15 protein-coding genes are annotated in these 16331 nt (G+C 55.2%); 9 read left to right on the top strand and 6 right to left on the bottom strand.

The genetic code is table 11. The annotated features are described in order from the left end of the window. Positions 1-248: 248 nt before the first annotated feature. Positions 249-1157, top strand: coding sequence for an AvrD family protein (locus CVS27_RS21595; RefSeq protein ID WP_133162844.1), 909 nt, complete (start codon positions 249-251; stop codon positions 1155-1157). A 90-nt stretch (positions 1158-1247) separates the two neighbouring features. Next, positions 1248-1868, top strand: coding sequence for a TetR family transcriptional regulator (locus CVS27_RS00785; protein ID WP_165788224.1), 621 nt, complete (start codon positions 1248-1250; stop codon positions 1866-1868). 33 nt (positions 1869-1901) lie between these two features. On the opposite strand, the gene CVS27_RS00780 is transcribed toward CVS27_RS00785, so the two are convergent. Next, a complete protein-coding gene (locus tag CVS27_RS00780; RefSeq protein ID WP_279325094.1) occupies positions 1902-2924 on the bottom strand; it encodes a saccharopine dehydrogenase NADP-binding domain-containing protein in 1023 nt (340 codons plus the stop codon). 739 nt (positions 2925-3663) lie between these two features. Continuing rightward, the gene (locus CVS27_RS00770) at positions 3664-4203 is read right to left on the bottom strand and encodes a hypothetical protein (protein ID WP_103463836.1); all 540 of its coding nucleotides are present in this window, start codon (positions 4201-4203) and stop codon (positions 3664-3666) included. Between the two features lie 519 nt (positions 4204-4722). Here CVS27_RS00770 and CVS27_RS00765 point away from each other — a divergent pair. Further along, entirely contained in the window at positions 4723-5076 is a 354-nt protein-coding gene (locus CVS27_RS00765; protein ID WP_103463835.1) for a hypothetical protein, read from the top strand. Positions 5077-5117: 41 nt separating this feature from the next. Here CVS27_RS00765 and CVS27_RS20680 read toward each other — a convergent pair whose 3' ends face one another. The 3 genes from CVS27_RS20680 to CVS27_RS00750 all read right to left on the bottom strand — a co-directional run bounded on the left by CVS27_RS20680 (position 5118) and on the right by CVS27_RS00750 (position 7304). Beyond that, entirely contained in the window at positions 5118-5279 is a 162-nt protein-coding gene (locus CVS27_RS20680) for a hypothetical protein (RefSeq protein ID WP_165788222.1), read from the bottom strand. Positions 5280-5803: 524 nt separating this feature from the next. Beyond that, on the bottom strand, positions 5804-6202 hold the full coding sequence (locus CVS27_RS21590; protein WP_370739455.1) for a Helicase associated domain protein: 399 nt from the start codon (positions 6200-6202) through the stop codon (positions 5804-5806). 355 nt (positions 6203-6557) lie between these two features. Then, complete coding sequence (locus CVS27_RS00750) at positions 6558-7304, bottom strand: hypothetical protein (protein ID WP_103463832.1); 747 nt, start codon at positions 7302-7304, stop codon at positions 6558-6560. 210 nt (positions 7305-7514) lie between these two features. Here CVS27_RS00750 and CVS27_RS00745 point away from each other — a divergent pair, with 210 nt between their 5' ends. The 6 genes from CVS27_RS00745 to CVS27_RS00715 all read left to right on the top strand — a co-directional run bounded on the left by CVS27_RS00745 (position 7515) and on the right by CVS27_RS00715 (position 15186). After that, positions 7515-9530, top strand: a complete 2016-nt coding sequence (locus tag CVS27_RS00745) for an HsdM family class I SAM-dependent methyltransferase (RefSeq protein ID WP_103464102.1) — start codon at positions 7515-7517, stop codon at positions 9528-9530. After that, a complete protein-coding gene (locus CVS27_RS00740; RefSeq protein ID WP_103463831.1) occupies positions 9527-10636 on the top strand; it encodes a restriction endonuclease subunit S in 1110 nt (369 codons plus the stop codon). Before CVS27_RS00745 ends, CVS27_RS00740 begins: the two co-directional genes overlap by 4 nt. Next, on the top strand, positions 10633-10848 hold the full coding sequence (locus tag CVS27_RS00735; RefSeq protein ID WP_103463830.1) for a helix-turn-helix domain-containing protein: 216 nt from the start codon (positions 10633-10635) through the stop codon (positions 10846-10848). Before CVS27_RS00740 ends, CVS27_RS00735 begins: the two co-directional genes overlap by 4 nt. Positions 10849-10956: 108 nt before the next feature. Beyond that, on the top strand, positions 10957-12783 hold the full coding sequence (locus CVS27_RS00730; protein ID WP_103463829.1) for an ATP-binding protein: 1827 nt from the start codon (positions 10957-10959) through the stop codon (positions 12781-12783). Positions 12784-13387: 604 nt separating this feature from the next. Next, complete coding sequence (locus CVS27_RS00720; RefSeq protein WP_103463827.1) at positions 13388-14356, top strand: FRG domain-containing protein; 969 nt, start codon at positions 13388-13390, stop codon at positions 14354-14356. A gap of 218 nt (positions 14357-14574) precedes the next feature. Further along, positions 14575-15186: a recombinase family protein gene (locus tag CVS27_RS00715; protein WP_103463826.1), complete on the top strand. Its 612-nt coding sequence runs from the start codon at positions 14575-14577 to the stop codon at positions 15184-15186. 333 nt (positions 15187-15519) lie between these two features. Here the strand turns inward: CVS27_RS00715 and CVS27_RS00710 are convergent, their stop codons facing one another. Next, positions 15520-16242: a hypothetical protein gene (locus tag CVS27_RS00710; protein WP_103463825.1), complete on the bottom strand. Its 723-nt coding sequence runs from the start codon at positions 16240-16242 to the stop codon at positions 15520-15522. Between the last annotated feature and the right edge of the window lie 89 nt (positions 16243-16331).

The following is a 16331-nucleotide window of genomic DNA, read 5'->3' as shown; positions in this document are numbered from 1 at the left end:
CCCAATCATGAAGATTGTTCGATTGACCGCAATAGCCAAGTGATTGCAAGTAGCACTTCTGCGGAGCGGTTGCTCCATGTACCGGCGATGGGTGATCCAGTTCTAGCTACGAGAATCCTGTCGAGCTATCGACGGCTGGAGACAAACCCCTCCACCTAAAAACAGGCCACCCCCAATTAGCTGCGCACTGAAAAGCTTTAACTGTGTCTCGCGCTACGGAATGAACACGATAGGAAGAAACGAAGAATATGGATCCAAGAAATTCGTTCAGTGGTTTGGGTGGACCGTCAGGACAAGGATTTAGTGAGATTCTTGGGCCCCCCGAAGGCCGATACTTCGGAGGTGGGTTCCGCCGGGTTTCCCACCGAATCGAACACGCCGCTGACACTGGATCGGCATCGCAGATAATGCTCAATGCTGTCGGGTCCGCTTTCTATCCGGAGGACTGGTCGCTCGACGCGTCTGGTAAGCCCAGAACAGTCCATTTGAGCACCTTCGACGCCCTAGCACTCACAGCCGCGACCTTGAGACATGCAGCTTCGGGAAATGAGCGAATGAACCGGCTCCTCACTGATTGTTCAGTACGGAGTGTTCGCGTCAAGGCTCCCGCCCGGACTATCACTTCCATTCTAGGTATCGACATCACAGTGCAAGGTACAAAGTCAGCGGACGAGGTTGGCGGGTGGCACATCACATCTCGGGTTGGAGGCTTCACTGTCGACCTTGACCTCTCTCCTGAAAACTGGGGCTTCTTACCTATTGACGAGCAACTCCATCAGCCCAGCGGCTCGGATCCATTCATGGAGGGGTGGATGACACCGTTGGCCTCTACTGCAATACGCACGGTTCAGGAGCTCGATGGCACTTCCATCACATTGACGTGCCTTGAGGAGATGGCGATGTTCGGGCAGCTCAGTCAGCTTGTCGTCTATACAACCAAAGACACGGACCGCCATGGTATTCCGAATCTTTGGTTGCGGCAGTTGTCATTGGCGCGAGCCGCACGAACCCCCTCCGCACGGATCGAGGCGCGGACGACCCTAACACGCGACCGTATCTTGCGTATAGGTGGTGACACCCTCGTTGACATTCGGGTCAGCTTTGAAACAGACTACGGAGCGGTGGCACAAGCCTCGTTTGGTTACCGTCCCCTTTGACCCCGTACTCCAGTTAGTTTCAGTTAGTTCCAACGAAACATAGGAACAGGTACTATATATTTCTAACAAGTTGAGATGAAGGGAGCTTGGGTGGCGAAGCAGGAACGTGCGATTGCAACACGTGAGGCGTTGATGGTTGCGGCCGGAAAGGTCTTTTCCCGGCTTCACTTTGAGACCGCTCGCGTCGCGGACATCTTGGAGGAAGCCGCGGTCACGCAAGGCGCCTTCTACTTTCACTTCCCCAAGGGGAAGAAGCAGATCGCCGAAGAACTGATCGAGCTACAGAACGAACAGTTCATTGAACTCCGGGACAAACTCGCCCGTTCTGATTTGGACGGCTTGTCGGGAGCGCTCGAACTGTCAGATGTGCTTGGGCATCTCCTCCAGTCAGAGCCAATTGCTCAAGCCGGCATCCGGTTAGTCACCCAGGCATCCACGCTGTTCCCTGGCGTTGCTCATCTACCAGACCCGGCGTGGCTCGAAGCTATTAGTGCCTACCTCTATCGCGCGGATGGCGAGGGTAATCTGCGCAAAGACGTAGACATCCCGATGGCTACGAGGACAATCGTTTACCTTTTCACAGGCGCGCAGGTGAGCTCCTTCGTCAACGATGCGTGGGAAAATCTGCCTTACGCACTTGCAACCATTGAGCCGTATGTCTTGGGAGCTCTCGCAGTCGAAGGTTTTACCCGAACTTATCCTTCGACGTAGCAGGGAATCATCGCAAGCCATGGGATCTTCTGCCTAGTCCAGAAGCTCGATGCTTGGGCGAGTCATGTGCAGGGGTGGATACTCGCCCAGTATCTGGAAGGCCGTGTAGGTTCCGGCGAATTCACGGTCTGAGACCAAGAGCGCAGTTGCGACGGCGACTTCCGCCGCAGCAACGGTTCCCGAACCAGCCAGCAGTCTGCCTCTTAAGGAACGACCATCGCTGGAAACTACCTCTGCCATCAATTTCACTCGTACTCGATCAAATTCGGGGATCGGCTTCAACCCTGGAGATTCGATGATCGGGCGATAAACTGCAGCCTGGTTGGCTTTGGCGGCGAGGGAGGGAAACGCCTCCTTCAAGAGCGCCGTGTCCATATCGATCGCCGCCATGGTTGTTATATTGGGGATATTTGAGGAACGGTAAAGGGCCATCGCATCTCCTGTGGCAATGATGACACCTGAGGGGTGTCCGCCCCAGACGGGCAGCTCTCTTATCCTGGCCACGCCGCGCACACTGTGTTCACGACCGGCTTGGAATGAAATTCCAGGACTAGACAGCACCACATTATGACTCGCAGCTACTCCGGCGCTCTTGAGCCTTGCCCCGGACGGGAGCGTGAGCAAGGTTGCAGAATCTGGCGTTCGACCTAGTGACCGGACAAGCTCATTCACGAGCAGTTCACTAAACCAAGTTCCCATACCCGCACCGGTCACCATCGCGACCCCGCGACTACGCGCATGATCGCTGAGTGACCACGCTGTTTTGTGAACTTGAAATTCATTGGAGGCATCAACGTAGTGCACACCGGAATTGAGACATGCGTCCATCAATGGTCTCGCTGTCTTGACGTAGGGGCCGGCGAGATTGATGACACCAGCGATACCGTCCATGAGTGGACGAAGATCACCGTTTAGCTCGGAGACACGGTAATCGATGTCCATCGTGCCGGCCAGCTCGACCACTCGCGAAGAGTTTCGGCCCGCAAGAATCACTGGCAGACCGACACTCTTGGCTTGCTCTAGACCCAAGACCGCTAGGGCGCCTGTGCCGTACACGAGCCAGGATTGCTGCACGTTCTGGATACTTGAAATGGCTTAACCTCTTCACTCAATAGCACCCTCCTCGACCGGAGAAAGCATGCTGTACGACTTTGCTCAAAAAACCGTTACAAGGGTATGATTTGAACAAGTTCATGGTCTATGCGGGGGCCAATAATCAGCCAGAGCTCCCTCGTGTTAAGGGTATTGCTTTCAACCTTGGACCAAAAATTTGGCACCGAAACTTTTGTGACCAGCACCTAAGGTGCTGGGAAAATGCGACTTTTCCTTGGAGGAACAATGATCATGCGTCGGACCCTCAGATCAGCCTCGGTCTTCATCGCTGCACTGACTCTGGTCAGCTGCACTAGTGGGGCCACTTCGAGCCGCGAAACAGACCAGGCTACTTTGACGCAGGAACGGCTCATCAACTCACTTACGCAGGGGACCCATGAAGTTTACGGGGCCGCCGCCGATAGCGGAGGCGGGAGCGCTGAGGCAAGGATTGAGATCCCTCTCGATCGCGATGGCCTAGAAATTTGGGCCCTATGCTCGGGCGGTAACGGCAAGGCCCTTGTCAGCCTGAACGGTGAAGGCCCGTTCGAGTTGTCGTGCGATGAAGATGGGTCCATCCAGGAGATCACCAGTTCGCTCGTCGTCCAAGGTAGTCGCTTGCTCATTTCGGTCGTAGACGCACCAGAGGCCGCGACATGGTCTGTCGCAGCCTCTGGTGTCCCCCAAAGTTAGAACTCGTTCGCTAGCCTGCTGCTACACGGCAATCGACACCTGTGGGCAAGAATGCAGTTCCAGCCACACCGTTGTACTTAAACATCACGAACGTACCCATCGGGTACGCGTTGTATACCTGACCGAAGCTCAGCTTCGGCGACGTGCAGGAGACACCGAGAGCGACCGCGTTCGAGTAGCCCCCACCCAAGTTGGCATTCAGAACACTGAAAGAAATCCCTCCGCCAGCTGTGATGGAAGCGGTCTGGGTGACCGTCTTTGACAGTGTGCATGTTCCCCCAGGATTCCGGCACGATGTGAGCACGTTCGTCATCCGAGTGTTCGGCTGCTTGGAGGTCACTTGGAAGGTCGCGTAGGGCACAAACCCGGCTCTACTTTCGTCGCCGGCCGGAGCGAACTCGGTCGCATTCTCCGCGTGCTTTAGGACCTCGGGTGAGAATGTGACTTCACTTGACTTGTCTGCGGTCGCAGTTTCCGCCGCCATCCCAGGCGAAACACTTGCAAACATCATCGCCAAGGCTATCGCCCCGGCCGCCAGAATTTTCTTCATTGCAAACTTCCGTTCTTTCCGAGTGAATTGATATGAGGGGCACATTGGGCTTCAAAGGGAGCCCAATACCTGAGTGCCATCATGCCCACCCCACGTCGCTCAGTCGCGACGATCCAGCAGCATTGTGAGGTGCACCTCTCCTCAAAATAGAGCATACCGCCATAACGGTTTGTGTCACAAGCTGATGACCTTGGATCAATCTTTGGCCATCGTAATACGGGAGGCAGGTGAGTTCTTTTTCGACATGTTCCATGGGGTTCTCCTCCAGTGATGGCTCCCCGAGCCGGGGAGCACACCTCTATCGCCCAACGGTTTTTGGGGTCGTGTTGAGATGGGGCTCGTGCCGCGTTTTCCTGGTGCACGGACACCAAGGCTGTATTCGAATCTGCGACTTTTCGCTCCCAATGCGGATGCTCTAGTGAGCCTTAGCTACACCCAGGTACGCACTTCTGGCCGTAGCCGGGGCATGCTGGCCTGTCCCGATATTCTTTGGCCAAAAGCCAACCTAAAAGGAGCAACATGCCTGTACCGTCCCGCGAACATGCCCCGATCCTGAGAAAGTTGCCGAAGGAGATACGGAATGTTTCCCCGAAGCTTTCTTTCTTCACGTGGCACGTCCTAGACGAAGGCGGACCGCAGGTCTACATCGACTCGGTGCACCACGCAGCTGGCAACCGGGGCGGCGGCGAATCGTTCGACGGCGCCGAAAACCGCATCGTGGCCAAGGGCCAGATCAGGCTTGGCTGGTCCGACCGCGAAGATGGCATTGGATTCGCGTTCTCCGTAGCGGACGCGAAAGAGATCACCGACCTCGAAGGTACGGGGACTCTTGACCCCGAGTTTGAAGGGCGCCCCGGGCTGGAATCCTACTAAGCCCCGAGAGGCACCAGGACAGACCATTCCCTCATTTGACGCTAGTTTGCTTGCATCACCATTCCATCAGTGACGACTGCTGTGATGAGACCAGCCTTGGTCTTTGAGAGAGGGTGGTCATGGGTAGACAACACAGCGGCAAACTGCTGGACCGCGATCCTGGCCGTTTCGCTGTCCTCACTATCAGGATCGAAGTTGGTCATTGCCTGTGCCCTAGAGGCGCTGTAGGGAAATATCGCGGATGCACTGCATGCTGCGTTCAACATCGTAGGGAGAGTCTTGGCCCTCGACGGACTCATTTCATTAGCTAAAGTAACAAGCTTGCTAGTTTTTGAAGCGCCAGCGCTAGCCAGCTTCAACCTACCCGGGGCAGACCCATGTACTATGAAAATACATAGATACCTCCGGATAACGTCCCTCTTGTCACTAAAGTGATTAGGCACCGTTGGCTGTAGATTATGCAAAGAACGGCTCGCACCTAGTGCGGGCCGTTCTGCTTTGGGGCCACGGCAGACCAGGCTACGGATCGGGCTGCTCTCCACTCACTCTTGCGTCCGCCGTCTTCCTCCACCCCGGTAGCGCGCTGTCAAGCGCTTCCAGCCGCCAGTGCAATATCTCTCGGTGATGTGTCTTGTGGTGCTGTGTGGCCATCCAAATTCCCAGCACATGTTCTGTCTCGGTCGTAGTCTTCGGATGTCTGGGTAGGCGACCATGCTCGGCAACGAATTCAACTACTCTGCCAAGCTGTTCCCGCCACCGCCGGTCCCACTCGCGCTCCAGATCTGTTGTGATCCAATCTTCCCAACACCCCCATCTCGCGGGCCTTCGCCCATCCCAAGGTCTGCGCCAAGTGTGAATGGCGCTGGTCCGAAAGCCACACGTAGAGAGACGCTTCACGGTCCTTCGTGCCATGGATGGTGGGATAGTGGCCGTGGGTAGCGATGAAGTCTCGAAGCTCGGCCAGATGCCTGTGCCACACCTTGGATGGCCCTCGAGGCGCTTCTGCCCGTGCCACGGCCAAGTCAGGATCAATGGCTCTGCGGCCTTCGAGATGCCGATGGATTGTCCCGACGCGGGAGCCCGTCAGTTCGGCGATTCGGGGAACCGGGAGGCCAGCAGCGTACATTCGGTCCCACGCCTCGTGATTCGAGTCAGCGATCTGTGCCATGGGGGGCCCTTTCCAATCGTCGTAGATTGGGGCCAGCCTAGCTGCGCTGATTGACCGGCGCACCGTGTAGTAGTGGAAAAATGCATGTCACGGAATCAATTGTCGCCGACAATCGCGGGGCGATTGCATCGGTGCGGCATCCTGAGACTGGCTGATTCGGCCCATCGGTCGGGGCCACAGGATCTCCTTCACTTCCTCGGTGACCAATCGCCAAATGCGTTCATTCATAAAAAAACTTGCCGGAATCGAGGTCTGATAATACTGAGCGACCAGTGTGTCACTTTGCCCGCCCTACCTGCCACAAGGAACAGTCTTAGTCTGACTGAGCGAGAGAGGTTTGAGACGATTGCTCTTGATGTCCAGCCGGCAGTCGCGTCAGTTGGTGTGCCCCTTGCGTGGCGTGAACGTGTGCCACTTGGAAGGCCCCCCAACAGGCTGATCCTCCGACGAATACCCACAACCACGCATCGCTACCGCACCCCTCGACTAAAGCGAGTGCCAAGAGGACTCCAGTACCCATAACCGTGACCGCACATACGAATCCGAGCAGAAACTCGCGCTTGGTCCCGCCTTCCATCTGAGCCAACGTGTCGATACGAACGGGCTCCACATCTGAACCGCCCAACACAAATTGTCGGGCCACCCTCGTCCGTTCAGAGTAGAGCCTGATTGCTTTCCGGACCATGATCGTCAGGTTCAAGACCCCAGCGACCACTGCGATCACCAGGAATAAGGTTTCGCTACTCCGTGAGGCGGCTGAGATCACAAACGCAGGGGACAGCAATGTCCAAGCGATCGCTGAGGAGAATCGCCACCAAGGGACGTATTGAGCAGCAATCAAATACCCTTGTCCCCGGAGTTTGAGTCGCTCAAGAACCATCTGCCTTGCTGAATCTTTCTCGACGCTGAGGGCCGCCGATGTCCATTCAATTGTCCGGCTGGCTCGCGCAGCGCCTGAGAGCTGACCCAAGCCGACTACCAATCCAAGAACCGTAGCGCCGACTGCCAAGATGGCACCGAAAACAGTAAGGATGTCGGTGTCTTTCGGTATCCAGTCCATGGCATGACTCTACTGGCCGCAAATGGATACAGGAGGTACCTCGCCAACATGCCCACTCCGACTTGCTTATTCTCCGGCCGAGAGGTTCGCATCAGGGACGTTTTGGTGGCGAGGTCGCATTGGGGCCAAGCCGAACACTTCCCCTCGCAGTATCGAATGTAATGTTTCTGATACGTTGGATGAATATTTGAACAAGTAGTGAGGGTACCTGTGGGTAACGAGAAGGCCACCGACCAGTTTGTGCGTGAATTGTTGCGCGACATCGACGTCACCAAGCCGTGGGAGCAGGACGGGGGACCCAAGTGGAAGCGTGATGCGCTGGCGAACGGTTCCAAGTCGAAGACTGCGAGAGCCGAAGGCAAACCTGAGTTCGTCTTCGTCGTCGATGATTTCATAGTCGTCATCGAGGACAAGAAGGAGTCACGGTTCACCCGGTACCTATTAGACGGGCAGATCGATACGGATCATCCTTACCGTTCCGACTACGCACTCAACGGCGCAGTCCACTACGCATCCGCTATGCTCGCTAACGGTACCCCACACGATAGCGGGATCTTTGCAGTAGGTATCGGCGGTGACGAGCATCATCACGAAATCGCCGTCGCATACATTTCGCCAGGGATCATCAAGCAGCTCGAAGATCTCGACAACCTTGATGTCTTCGCCGCCGACAAGATCGTCGAATATCACTCCGTCGCCGTCCTCGGCAATAAGCCGCGGGCCGAACGACAGCTCGACTCGGTCAAGGCAGCAGCGTCACAGCTTCACGAGGGGATGCGGAACTACGGATCGGTCGAGAATGATCGTAAGGCCCCGCTTGTTTCGGCGATTTTGCTAGCTCTCCGAGACCCCGATTTCTCAGTTGAAGACCTCAAGGGCTCCTACGATGAACGGAGACCCAATAGTTGGGACGGCAAAAAGATCTATGACGCGGCTTCCAACTACATGGACTCACAAGGGTTCGGTCCAATGCAAAAGATCGGCACGTTGCTGGACCAGTTTGCTTTCATCGCGAAATCTCCATCCCTAAACCGCGTAAATTTGGACTTGGGAATGACACCCATCAAGTCGTTCACGCAGATCCTTCAATCCGAGGTTCTGCACGTGGTCACCAATCCCTCAATGAGTTCATTCGACGTGCTCGGTAACTTCTACCACGAGTTCATTTCTTACGGCGGTGGAGACGGCAACACGCTCGGCATCGTCCTGACGCCCGATCACGTGACGACACTGATGGCCGAACTGATTGACATCGGTGCTGGTGATTGGGTGCTTGACCCAACTGCCGGAACAGCGTCGTTCCTGATCGCCGCCATGCAGCGAATGTTTAAGGACGCTGGCAACGATGAGGCTGTCAAAGAGGACATCCGAGCAAACAGGCTTCACGGGATTGAACTACAAGATAAGCTCTTTGCCATAGGCACCACGAACATGATCCTTCGCGGCGATGGCAAAGCGAATTTTCGTCGCGACTCAATTTTTGAGGCCCCTGTCCGAGAGATGCGAGGTGACAAACTCGACGCCAACGGCAACTGGATCCAAGGTCATGGCTTCACGAAGGTGCTGCTAAATCCGCCGTACTCTCAATCGAAAGACGCAACGACACGTCATCTTTCGGAGCTCGCATTCATTGAAAAGGCCCTGTCATTCCTCAACACCGGTGGCCGACTCGCAGCCATCGTCCCGCAGTCGGCGATGGTAGGGAAAACCAAGGAAGATAAAGCGCGTAAGGCTTCCATCCTAAAGAACCACACTCTTGATGTGGTCATAACCATGAATCCCTCGACATTCGCCAACTCAGGTGTAACACCACACGCTGTTGTGGCGCTTTTCACGGCTGGTAGGCCCCACCCGTCGGACGCCATGGTGAAATTCGTAAACTACGAAAACGATGGTTACAAAGTCGCGATGCACCGTGGACTCGTCGACACGGGAACAGCTGCGTCGCGGCGAAAACACCTTCGCGACGTCCTGCGCGGCAACGCCGACGACGATACACGATTTATTGTGCGGTCAGAGATTAAGGCAACTGACGAGTGGCAACACTCGTATTTCTACTTCAACGACCAGCCGCCGACTCACGACGACTTCTTGGCGACGGTTGCCGATTATCTAACTTGGCAGGTAGACATGCACGCACACGGGCGGGGAGACCTGATCACGCCGAAGCCTTTCGACGAGGTCCCAGGTGAGACATCGGTTACAGCGAGCGTGATTGAGCAATGAGCGCCCTTACTGAGCTGAAGTTTGAACCGATGTATGTCCTTCAAGCCGAAGGCCGAGAAGGTGGCCTATTCCAGGCGCACAAGGGCAAACGACTGATCACGGCTGACCGGAGGGCTGGCAAGACACCTTTCGTGGCCGGCTCTAGGATGAACAACAGCATCACTGACTTCGCTGATACTCCGGCGCTGTTTCCCGGCGGGTGGGTGACGCTGATTTACAACGGTGATGGCGGCACCGGTCACGCAAAGTACCAGCCGGCACCATTCAGTGCATCTGATGATGTGATTGCACTTGAGCCATTGTCGGTTGAAGCCTCCGAGGCATCCCTGCTTTTCATCGCTTGCCTGCTTACTCATCAATGTGTGCCGAAATTTGGATTCGGTTACAAGTTGACTCTGCATCGACTCAGCCGTCAGAAGATCTTGGTGCCCGTGACCACCGATGCCTACGGCATTCGGACCGTTGACTGGGCGGGAATGTCTCGTTTTGGGGAGGAGTTGTTCGTCGAGGCGCATTCGCAAGCGCGCGCTGCTCGTTGGACTTGTCCCATAGATGACGAGGAACTCCCGAACCTGAAATTCGAACCGAGGCCCATCATGGATGTCTTTGAGACGATGCATGCCGCCGGAAAGTGGCTGGATCATAATAAGGCCGTCCTTCACGGTGAACCTTCTGTGCCGTACGTCACTCGTTCGGGTGTTGGTAACGGAGTCGGTGCGTTTCTGCCACATCAAAGCTTCGATGCTCCTAACGACGGTAATGCCATCTCAATAGGCGTCTCTACGTCCACCGTGTTCTATCAGCCCGTAGCCTTCTACACCAGCAAGGAAATTCAAGTCCTCCGGCACCCGAATCTCTCTGTTAATAATGGGCCTGTACTGGTAGCAATCATCCGTGCACAAATGAGCAAGTTTCAATGGGGCAATGGAGCGTCACTTGTGCGGCTTAAGGCAACCCGCATCATGGTTCCCGTAAGTACCGATATTGATGGCAAGTCCATCGTCGACTGGGATGGGATGAGTCGCTATGGGCGCGTCCTGAGAGGCCAGGCGGAACGCTCACTTGACACTGTGTTGAGCACCATTCTGGAAGCTGTTGCGGCGTGATTGAGAAACCCCGCACGTTCGCCGGCATCGGGACCACGATCCGTGAAGCCCGGATAAAGCGGGGCTGGTCCCAAACGGTTCTCGGTGAGCGAGCGGGCGTATCTCGTCCCACAGTTGCTCGAATTGAAGCGGACCACGACATCTCGACGGCGACTCTTTCCAAGGTCGCCACCGCACTTGGGCTCACGGTGGAGCTAGAAGTCAGGGAATAGCCCTTACGCATGGCGCCGGTCCGACCCGCGCCGTTTCGTATGTCTTAGTTCATAAGTAGAAACGATGGTTGACTGGGTCAATCTAACCCTGTTGAGCATAAGGACATCATGAAACTGGTTGCTGTTTCGTTAAAGAACTTTCGTGGCTATGAGCAGGAGCAGTGGATCGAATTCGGTGACCTCACCACTGTGGTCGGACGAAACGATGCGGGCAAGTCGACGATCCTTGAGGCGCTAGACATCTTCTTCGGCGGCGGTGTCGTGAAAGCGGACAACACCGACAAGAACGTTTTGACAGATGACAACTACTTCGAGATCAGCTGCAAGTTCTCAGAGGTTCCTTCAAGTCTCATCCTGGATGCTCAGGCGGAGACAACTCTCGGCGCGGAGCACCTGCTTGACGCTGATGGGCATCTGCATATCAGGAGAAGGTGGGTTTGCACTGGCGCGAAGCCAAAGGAAGAAATCCATGCGGTCTGCCAGCACCCGGCGAACGAGGGTCTAAATGAACTGATCGTTTTGGGTAATGCGGGGCTGAAGAAGTTGGCCCAGAATCGCCTAGACACTGACGCTTATGCCGCCGTCAACAAGTCAACTAATCCTCAACTCCGGACTGCGCTCTGGGGAACTGAAGAATTGGTTTTGGAAGAAACTTCTGTGCCGCTGAGCAAGGAAGACGGCGGGAAGATCTGGCAGAAACTTGCAACCTACCTTCCTCATTTCGCACTGTTCCAGTCTGACCGTAAAAGCACCGATGCTGACGACGAAGTCCAAGAGCCAATGAAATTGGCGATCGCGGCAGCTTTGGCTGAAGAATCCGTAAAAGAGCTTCTTACTCAAGTTGTCGATGCGGTAAGAATTCGGGCGACTGAACTTGCCACGCGCACCCACGAGGCATTGGCCGAGATTGACCCCGCAGTGGCAGAAGGATTGATCCCGGATTTCAAGAGTGATCCACGTTGGAACAGTTTGTTTTCCGTCGCTCTGCAAGGCTCCAACGGAGTCGCTATCAACAAACGTGGATCTGGCGTTCGGCGGCTGATCCTAGTGAGCTTCTTCAAAGCCGAAGCTAAACGCAAGCTTGAAGAGAACGATAAGACTTCAGTGATCTACGCACTTGAGGAGCCAGAAACTTCGCAGCATCCCCACAATCAACGTATCCTCCTGGACTCATTCAGCGCCATGGCAGAGGCTGACGGTACTCAGTTGATCCTCACTTCCCACAGTCCGGGCTTTGTTTCCCACCTACCGGCGAAGAGTCTCCGGTACGTGCGTAAGGACCCTTATTCCGGTGCACCTACTATTTCCGAAGGCACGGATGACACTTGGACTGAGCTAGCTGATGAGCTTGGGGTGCAGCCGGACAACCGGGTAGTAGTCCTGATTTGTGTGGAAGGTCCCCATGATGTGACCTCGCTCCAGCAATTGTCCAAGGCTCTCCATGAGAGCGACCCTGAAAAATATCCCAATCTCATAACGGACCACAGATTTGCTTTCGTCCCTCTTGGCGGCGGAACACTCGGGCAATGGGTCAGTAATCGCTATCTGAAGGGTCTCGGCCGGAAAGAGTTCCATCTGTACGACGGCGATGTCAAAAAGTACAAAGGTTCCGCCGATCAGGTAAACGCCAGAGGCGACGGCTCGCACGCGATAACCACAAAACGATTAATGATGGAGAACTATCTTCATCCTGAAGCGATTTTCCAGGCTTTGGGCGTTCACGTTGAGTTTGACCACCAAAGCAATGTGCTGAATCTAGTGGAGGCCGCAACGAAGAACACTGAGGGCGTTCGTCCCATGAAAAATGGGGTGGTTAAGGGACGCCTTGCAGAAAAAGGTTTTGGCCAAATGACAGCTGCCCTACTGGATGAATCTGATCCCGATGGTGAGGTTAGAGGTTGGTTCGAGCACCTCGACAAAATGGCCCGATCGTAAAGTGAATATGAGGTTCTAACCCGATGAAGTGAGTGCCCCGTAGTTGAAACTGGACACTCACTTTTTCATTGCGGACGTCTGTTGGGGCTGCTCGCTGTAGAGGCTGGGAGTCAGTGCCTATCGGGGGTATGGATATTAACGCTTGGGTAATTCCCATTGTCATTGCAATTTTGGGACTTGCCGGCGTCGCCGTCGGCGGAGGGCTAGCAGCCACATCACTATTGCGGGTGCGTCTCATTGACAAGGTCCGGGAGGACTCTCGGGGCCATAGGGACTTCCAAGTCCGCGCGGTGGAGGCGATGAATGAGCTAGGAACATCATCGGCCCACCTCATCGCCAAACGGATTTCGACCCTTACTCAAGCCCATGACGCGGCACTGCTTATAGTGCATTGAATTTCGACCAGAGTCGGCCCTAAATGAGGATTCCTCGTCGGTAGCGAACTTGCTGCGTTACGGGATGCTGGCAATCAATTTTGGCACGCTCTCGCCCATACGCGCAGTTCTGCTCTTATATTGACTACCCTTACAGCTAGGCTGACAGTGCCCGAATCTCGTATTCAACTTGCCGCCGTAGGAAGATTTAGACAAGGAACCTAATCCCAATGACCGTAAAATTACCGCGCTTAGTCGATTCTGGCGGCTTCAAGATCAAAGATAAGTCCTTCTACGTTGCCAGTGATGCTGAAGACAACATCCAGAGGATTGGCTCTGTGCCGGAGCTTCTCGCAGCGATCAAGAAAGTTAAAGGCACTACTAAACGAGAACTATGGTTCCGTGGTCACAGACAGTGGTCGTGGCGCTTAGAACCTACATTCTTCCGCGACACCGAACGGTATCCTAAATTTTCCAAGGAAGAAATCAAGGCGGGCAACACCATAGGCCAGATGGAATTCGAGCTAGGAAATCTGGAAGCGACCCTCCAGGTCGTGAAGAAAGTCGTCGAGGACCGCGGCCACAAGACCGTATCTAATAGCGAAGTGTTACTGCTCGCGCAACACTATGGCGTCGATACGCCATTACTGGACTGGACTACTTCACCGCTAGTCGCGGCTTGGTTCGCGCTCAACAAGGCCTCGAAGCTCGACCCGACCAACCCTCCAGTGCTGTGGCTTTTGGATCCTCAGTTTGTAAATACTGGAGCCTTCTATTCAATACCTCCACGACTTGAGGACGGGGCTGGTGTGGACATCGAGGAGTTATTTCCGCTACTCCACTTATCCGCGAAAGCGATGAAGCAAGATGACACTCCGATGGAGTTTCCAGTGGCGCTCTTCTCTAATAGTGACTTCACGTCGAGAATCGGACGCCAATCTGGGAAGTTCACCTATTCAGGCCCAGCGCGATTATTTAGAAATGTTGCCACGGGAGGTGCGACGCTCGGTAACAATGGTGAACGCCCTTTCGCTCCTCTCCTTCTCGATGTCAAGCGCGCACCCTCGATGATGAGAGAGTTAGACATACTCGGTGTGAATGAAGAAACCGTGTATGGAGGTCGTTCCATCGACGAATCAATCGAGAAGGAATTAAAGGATGCTGGTCTCCGTCGCAACGGTAAACCAGTTGGTCCTTAGATGTTGCCTCCTCACTTAGAAGGTTGACTTGAAGTCAACGTTTCATGTGAGGCTTTTTGGCTACCCATCAAACGATCGAATGATGGGACCCCAACTGTGCGCCTCAGAAATCCTCAGAATCACCCTAAAAACTGTCGCAACTTGTGTGTCTCACATAGGATTTGTTAAAGTTGTCTCAATAACAAATGAGTGCATCCGGTTTATGAGAATGAGGCCACATGCGGTACGGGTATGCGAGGGTAAGTATGAAGAGCCAGGAGATCGGCAGTCAGATCGACGAGCTAGTTACAGCCGGGGTCGCGGAACAGGATATTTTCCGGGACGTCGGTGTCAGCGGCAAGCGGGCATCCCGCCCCGGCTTGGATGCCATGCTGGCAGGTCTCCAGTTAGGAGATGAGGTTGTCGTCGTGAAGCTCGACCGCCTAGGCCGGTCCATGCTCCACACCGCCCAACTTGCAACGGACTTCCGGGAACGCGGGGTCGGATTCCGGTCCTTGAGGGACAACGTCGACACATCGACGGCCATAGGCCGGATGATGTTCAACCTACTGGCCACGTTCGCGGAATATGAGAGAGAAATGATCGTTGAGCGGACAGTTGCCGGGCTGGAACATGCTCGGGAGAATGGTCGCCTGGGAGGACGCAAGCCCGTCATGCAGCACCCGCTGGCGTTGCAAGTGAAAGCGCTCGTCGATGGTGGACTGAAGCCCGTTGAGATTGCCAAGCAGCTCAAGGTGAGCCGGGCGACAGTCTACCGATACCTGGAAACTTATGAGAACGCCCTGGAGGGTGTCTGGGAATCGGCGTCTACGACCACCTGCCCCAGCTGATGCCTGAGCAACACTTGATGGCCCGCCAGAGGGGCGCGCGGGGCGCACCGCTCGGCGGCCGAAGGTCGACGTATGCTGACAACTCAGGCCATCATGGATGCTGGGCTAGCCTTTTTCGACCATGCCTTTCGTGAGCATCCCGCCGGGTAACCACAGCCGAGGCTGTCCGAGTTGCAGGAAGAGCACCTTGTAGAGCTGTAGAGGTCCGGTGAGCACACCACACCTGAGATGGCCCAGCAGTGCGGCGTTGCACGGTCAACGGTGTGCAAGGCCGTCGAAAGGGCTGGGGCTTTATCGGTGGCGTGAGTGAACTGAAGGCAGTTTTCAATCCTTTCAGGTGAAGTCGCCCACCAGCCCTGGCTCGGTGACGACCAAATCATTTCGCTCAGGGTCGTCCCATGAGCTTGGAGGAGGGCCGAGGATTTTATTTTCAGCCTTGATCACGAACCATCCGAACAGGTGGTTTCCGCCTGCCCCGATGCCAACTCCGATGAATAGCGGGATTTGCTTTCCGAGGACAAGAGTTCCCTGCTTCAGGCCGTACTTGGTTATGAACCTTGGGCCGAGGACTTTGTTGGCCGCGTTGATCGCCGACATCGGAATCGACTGGACAATCTTCTTCCCCCAATAGGGGGCAGTGCGACCGATCAACGGTTCCAAGACGGACTTCGCCGCAGAGTCTCCAACGAGGACACATGTGACTAGAAATCTGCGTCGCTCAACGTCTTCAACGTCACTTCCGTGGATCTCAGCAACTGACAGGGTGTAGAGGACAGAGGCCTCCAAGAACGTGACTAGGTCGGCAGCAGCGACTGGAACTTGAACCCACCCATTCGGGATAATCGCCGTCGCGCCCGCGCCTGCTCCCGTTGCGGTGACGGTGGCAAGATATATCTTGTTCAGATAGGAGACGAGCTCTGCCGGAGATTTGCCAGGGTGAACTCGACGGAGACGCGCGACGTTCTCAACCGCCAGCGGGTATTGAGCATCCACTGCCTTGTTGAGTCCTGCTTTGACAAGAGCTTGAGGGTTGAACTTCCTTTTTTCTTCCACCAAGTGATTATGCCTTAAAGCCTGCCTCGCTAATCGAACGGGACCTCACGAAGTTTGTAAGTTCGCCAGGTGTTGACGACGACATGCGGCCG

The organism is Arthrobacter glacialis (genome assembly GCF_002909445.1).
In the GTDB taxonomy this organism is placed as follows: Bacteria; Actinomycetota; Actinomycetes; order Actinomycetales; family Micrococcaceae; genus Specibacter; species Specibacter glacialis.
The sequence above is the reverse complement of the archived record's forward strand: the minus strand, read 5'-3'. Positions and strand labels throughout refer to the sequence as shown.

Coding starts and splice junctions, on each gene's coding strand:
- CVS27_RS21595 (WP_133162844.1), top strand. CDS start 249: ATGGATCCAAGAAATTCGTTCAGTGGTTTGGGTGGACCGTCAGGACAA.
- CVS27_RS00770 (WP_103463836.1), bottom strand. CDS start 4,203: ATGAAGAAAATTCTGGCGGCCGGGGCGATAGCCTTGGCGATGATGTTT.
- CVS27_RS00765 (WP_103463835.1), top strand. CDS start 4,723: ATGCCTGTACCGTCCCGCGAACATGCCCCGATCCTGAGAAAGTTGCCG.
- CVS27_RS20680 (WP_165788222.1), bottom strand. CDS start 5,279: ATGACCAACTTCGATCCTGATAGTGAGGACAGCGAAACGGCCAGGATC.
- CVS27_RS21590 (WP_370739455.1), bottom strand. CDS start 6,202: ATGTACGCTGCTGGCCTCCCGGTTCCCCGAATCGCCGAACTGACGGGC.
- CVS27_RS00750 (WP_103463832.1), bottom strand. CDS start 7,304: ATGGACTGGATACCGAAAGACACCGACATCCTTACTGTTTTCGGTGCC.
- CVS27_RS00740 (WP_103463831.1), top strand. CDS start 9,527: ATGAGCGCCCTTACTGAGCTGAAGTTTGAACCGATGTATGTCCTTCAA.
- CVS27_RS00730 (WP_103463829.1), top strand. CDS start 10,957: ATGAAACTGGTTGCTGTTTCGTTAAAGAACTTTCGTGGCTATGAGCAG.
- CVS27_RS00720 (WP_103463827.1), top strand. CDS start 13,388: ATGACCGTAAAATTACCGCGCTTAGTCGATTCTGGCGGCTTCAAGATC.
- CVS27_RS00715 (WP_103463826.1), top strand. CDS start 14,575: ATGCGGTACGGGTATGCGAGGGTAAGTATGAAGAGCCAGGAGATCGGC.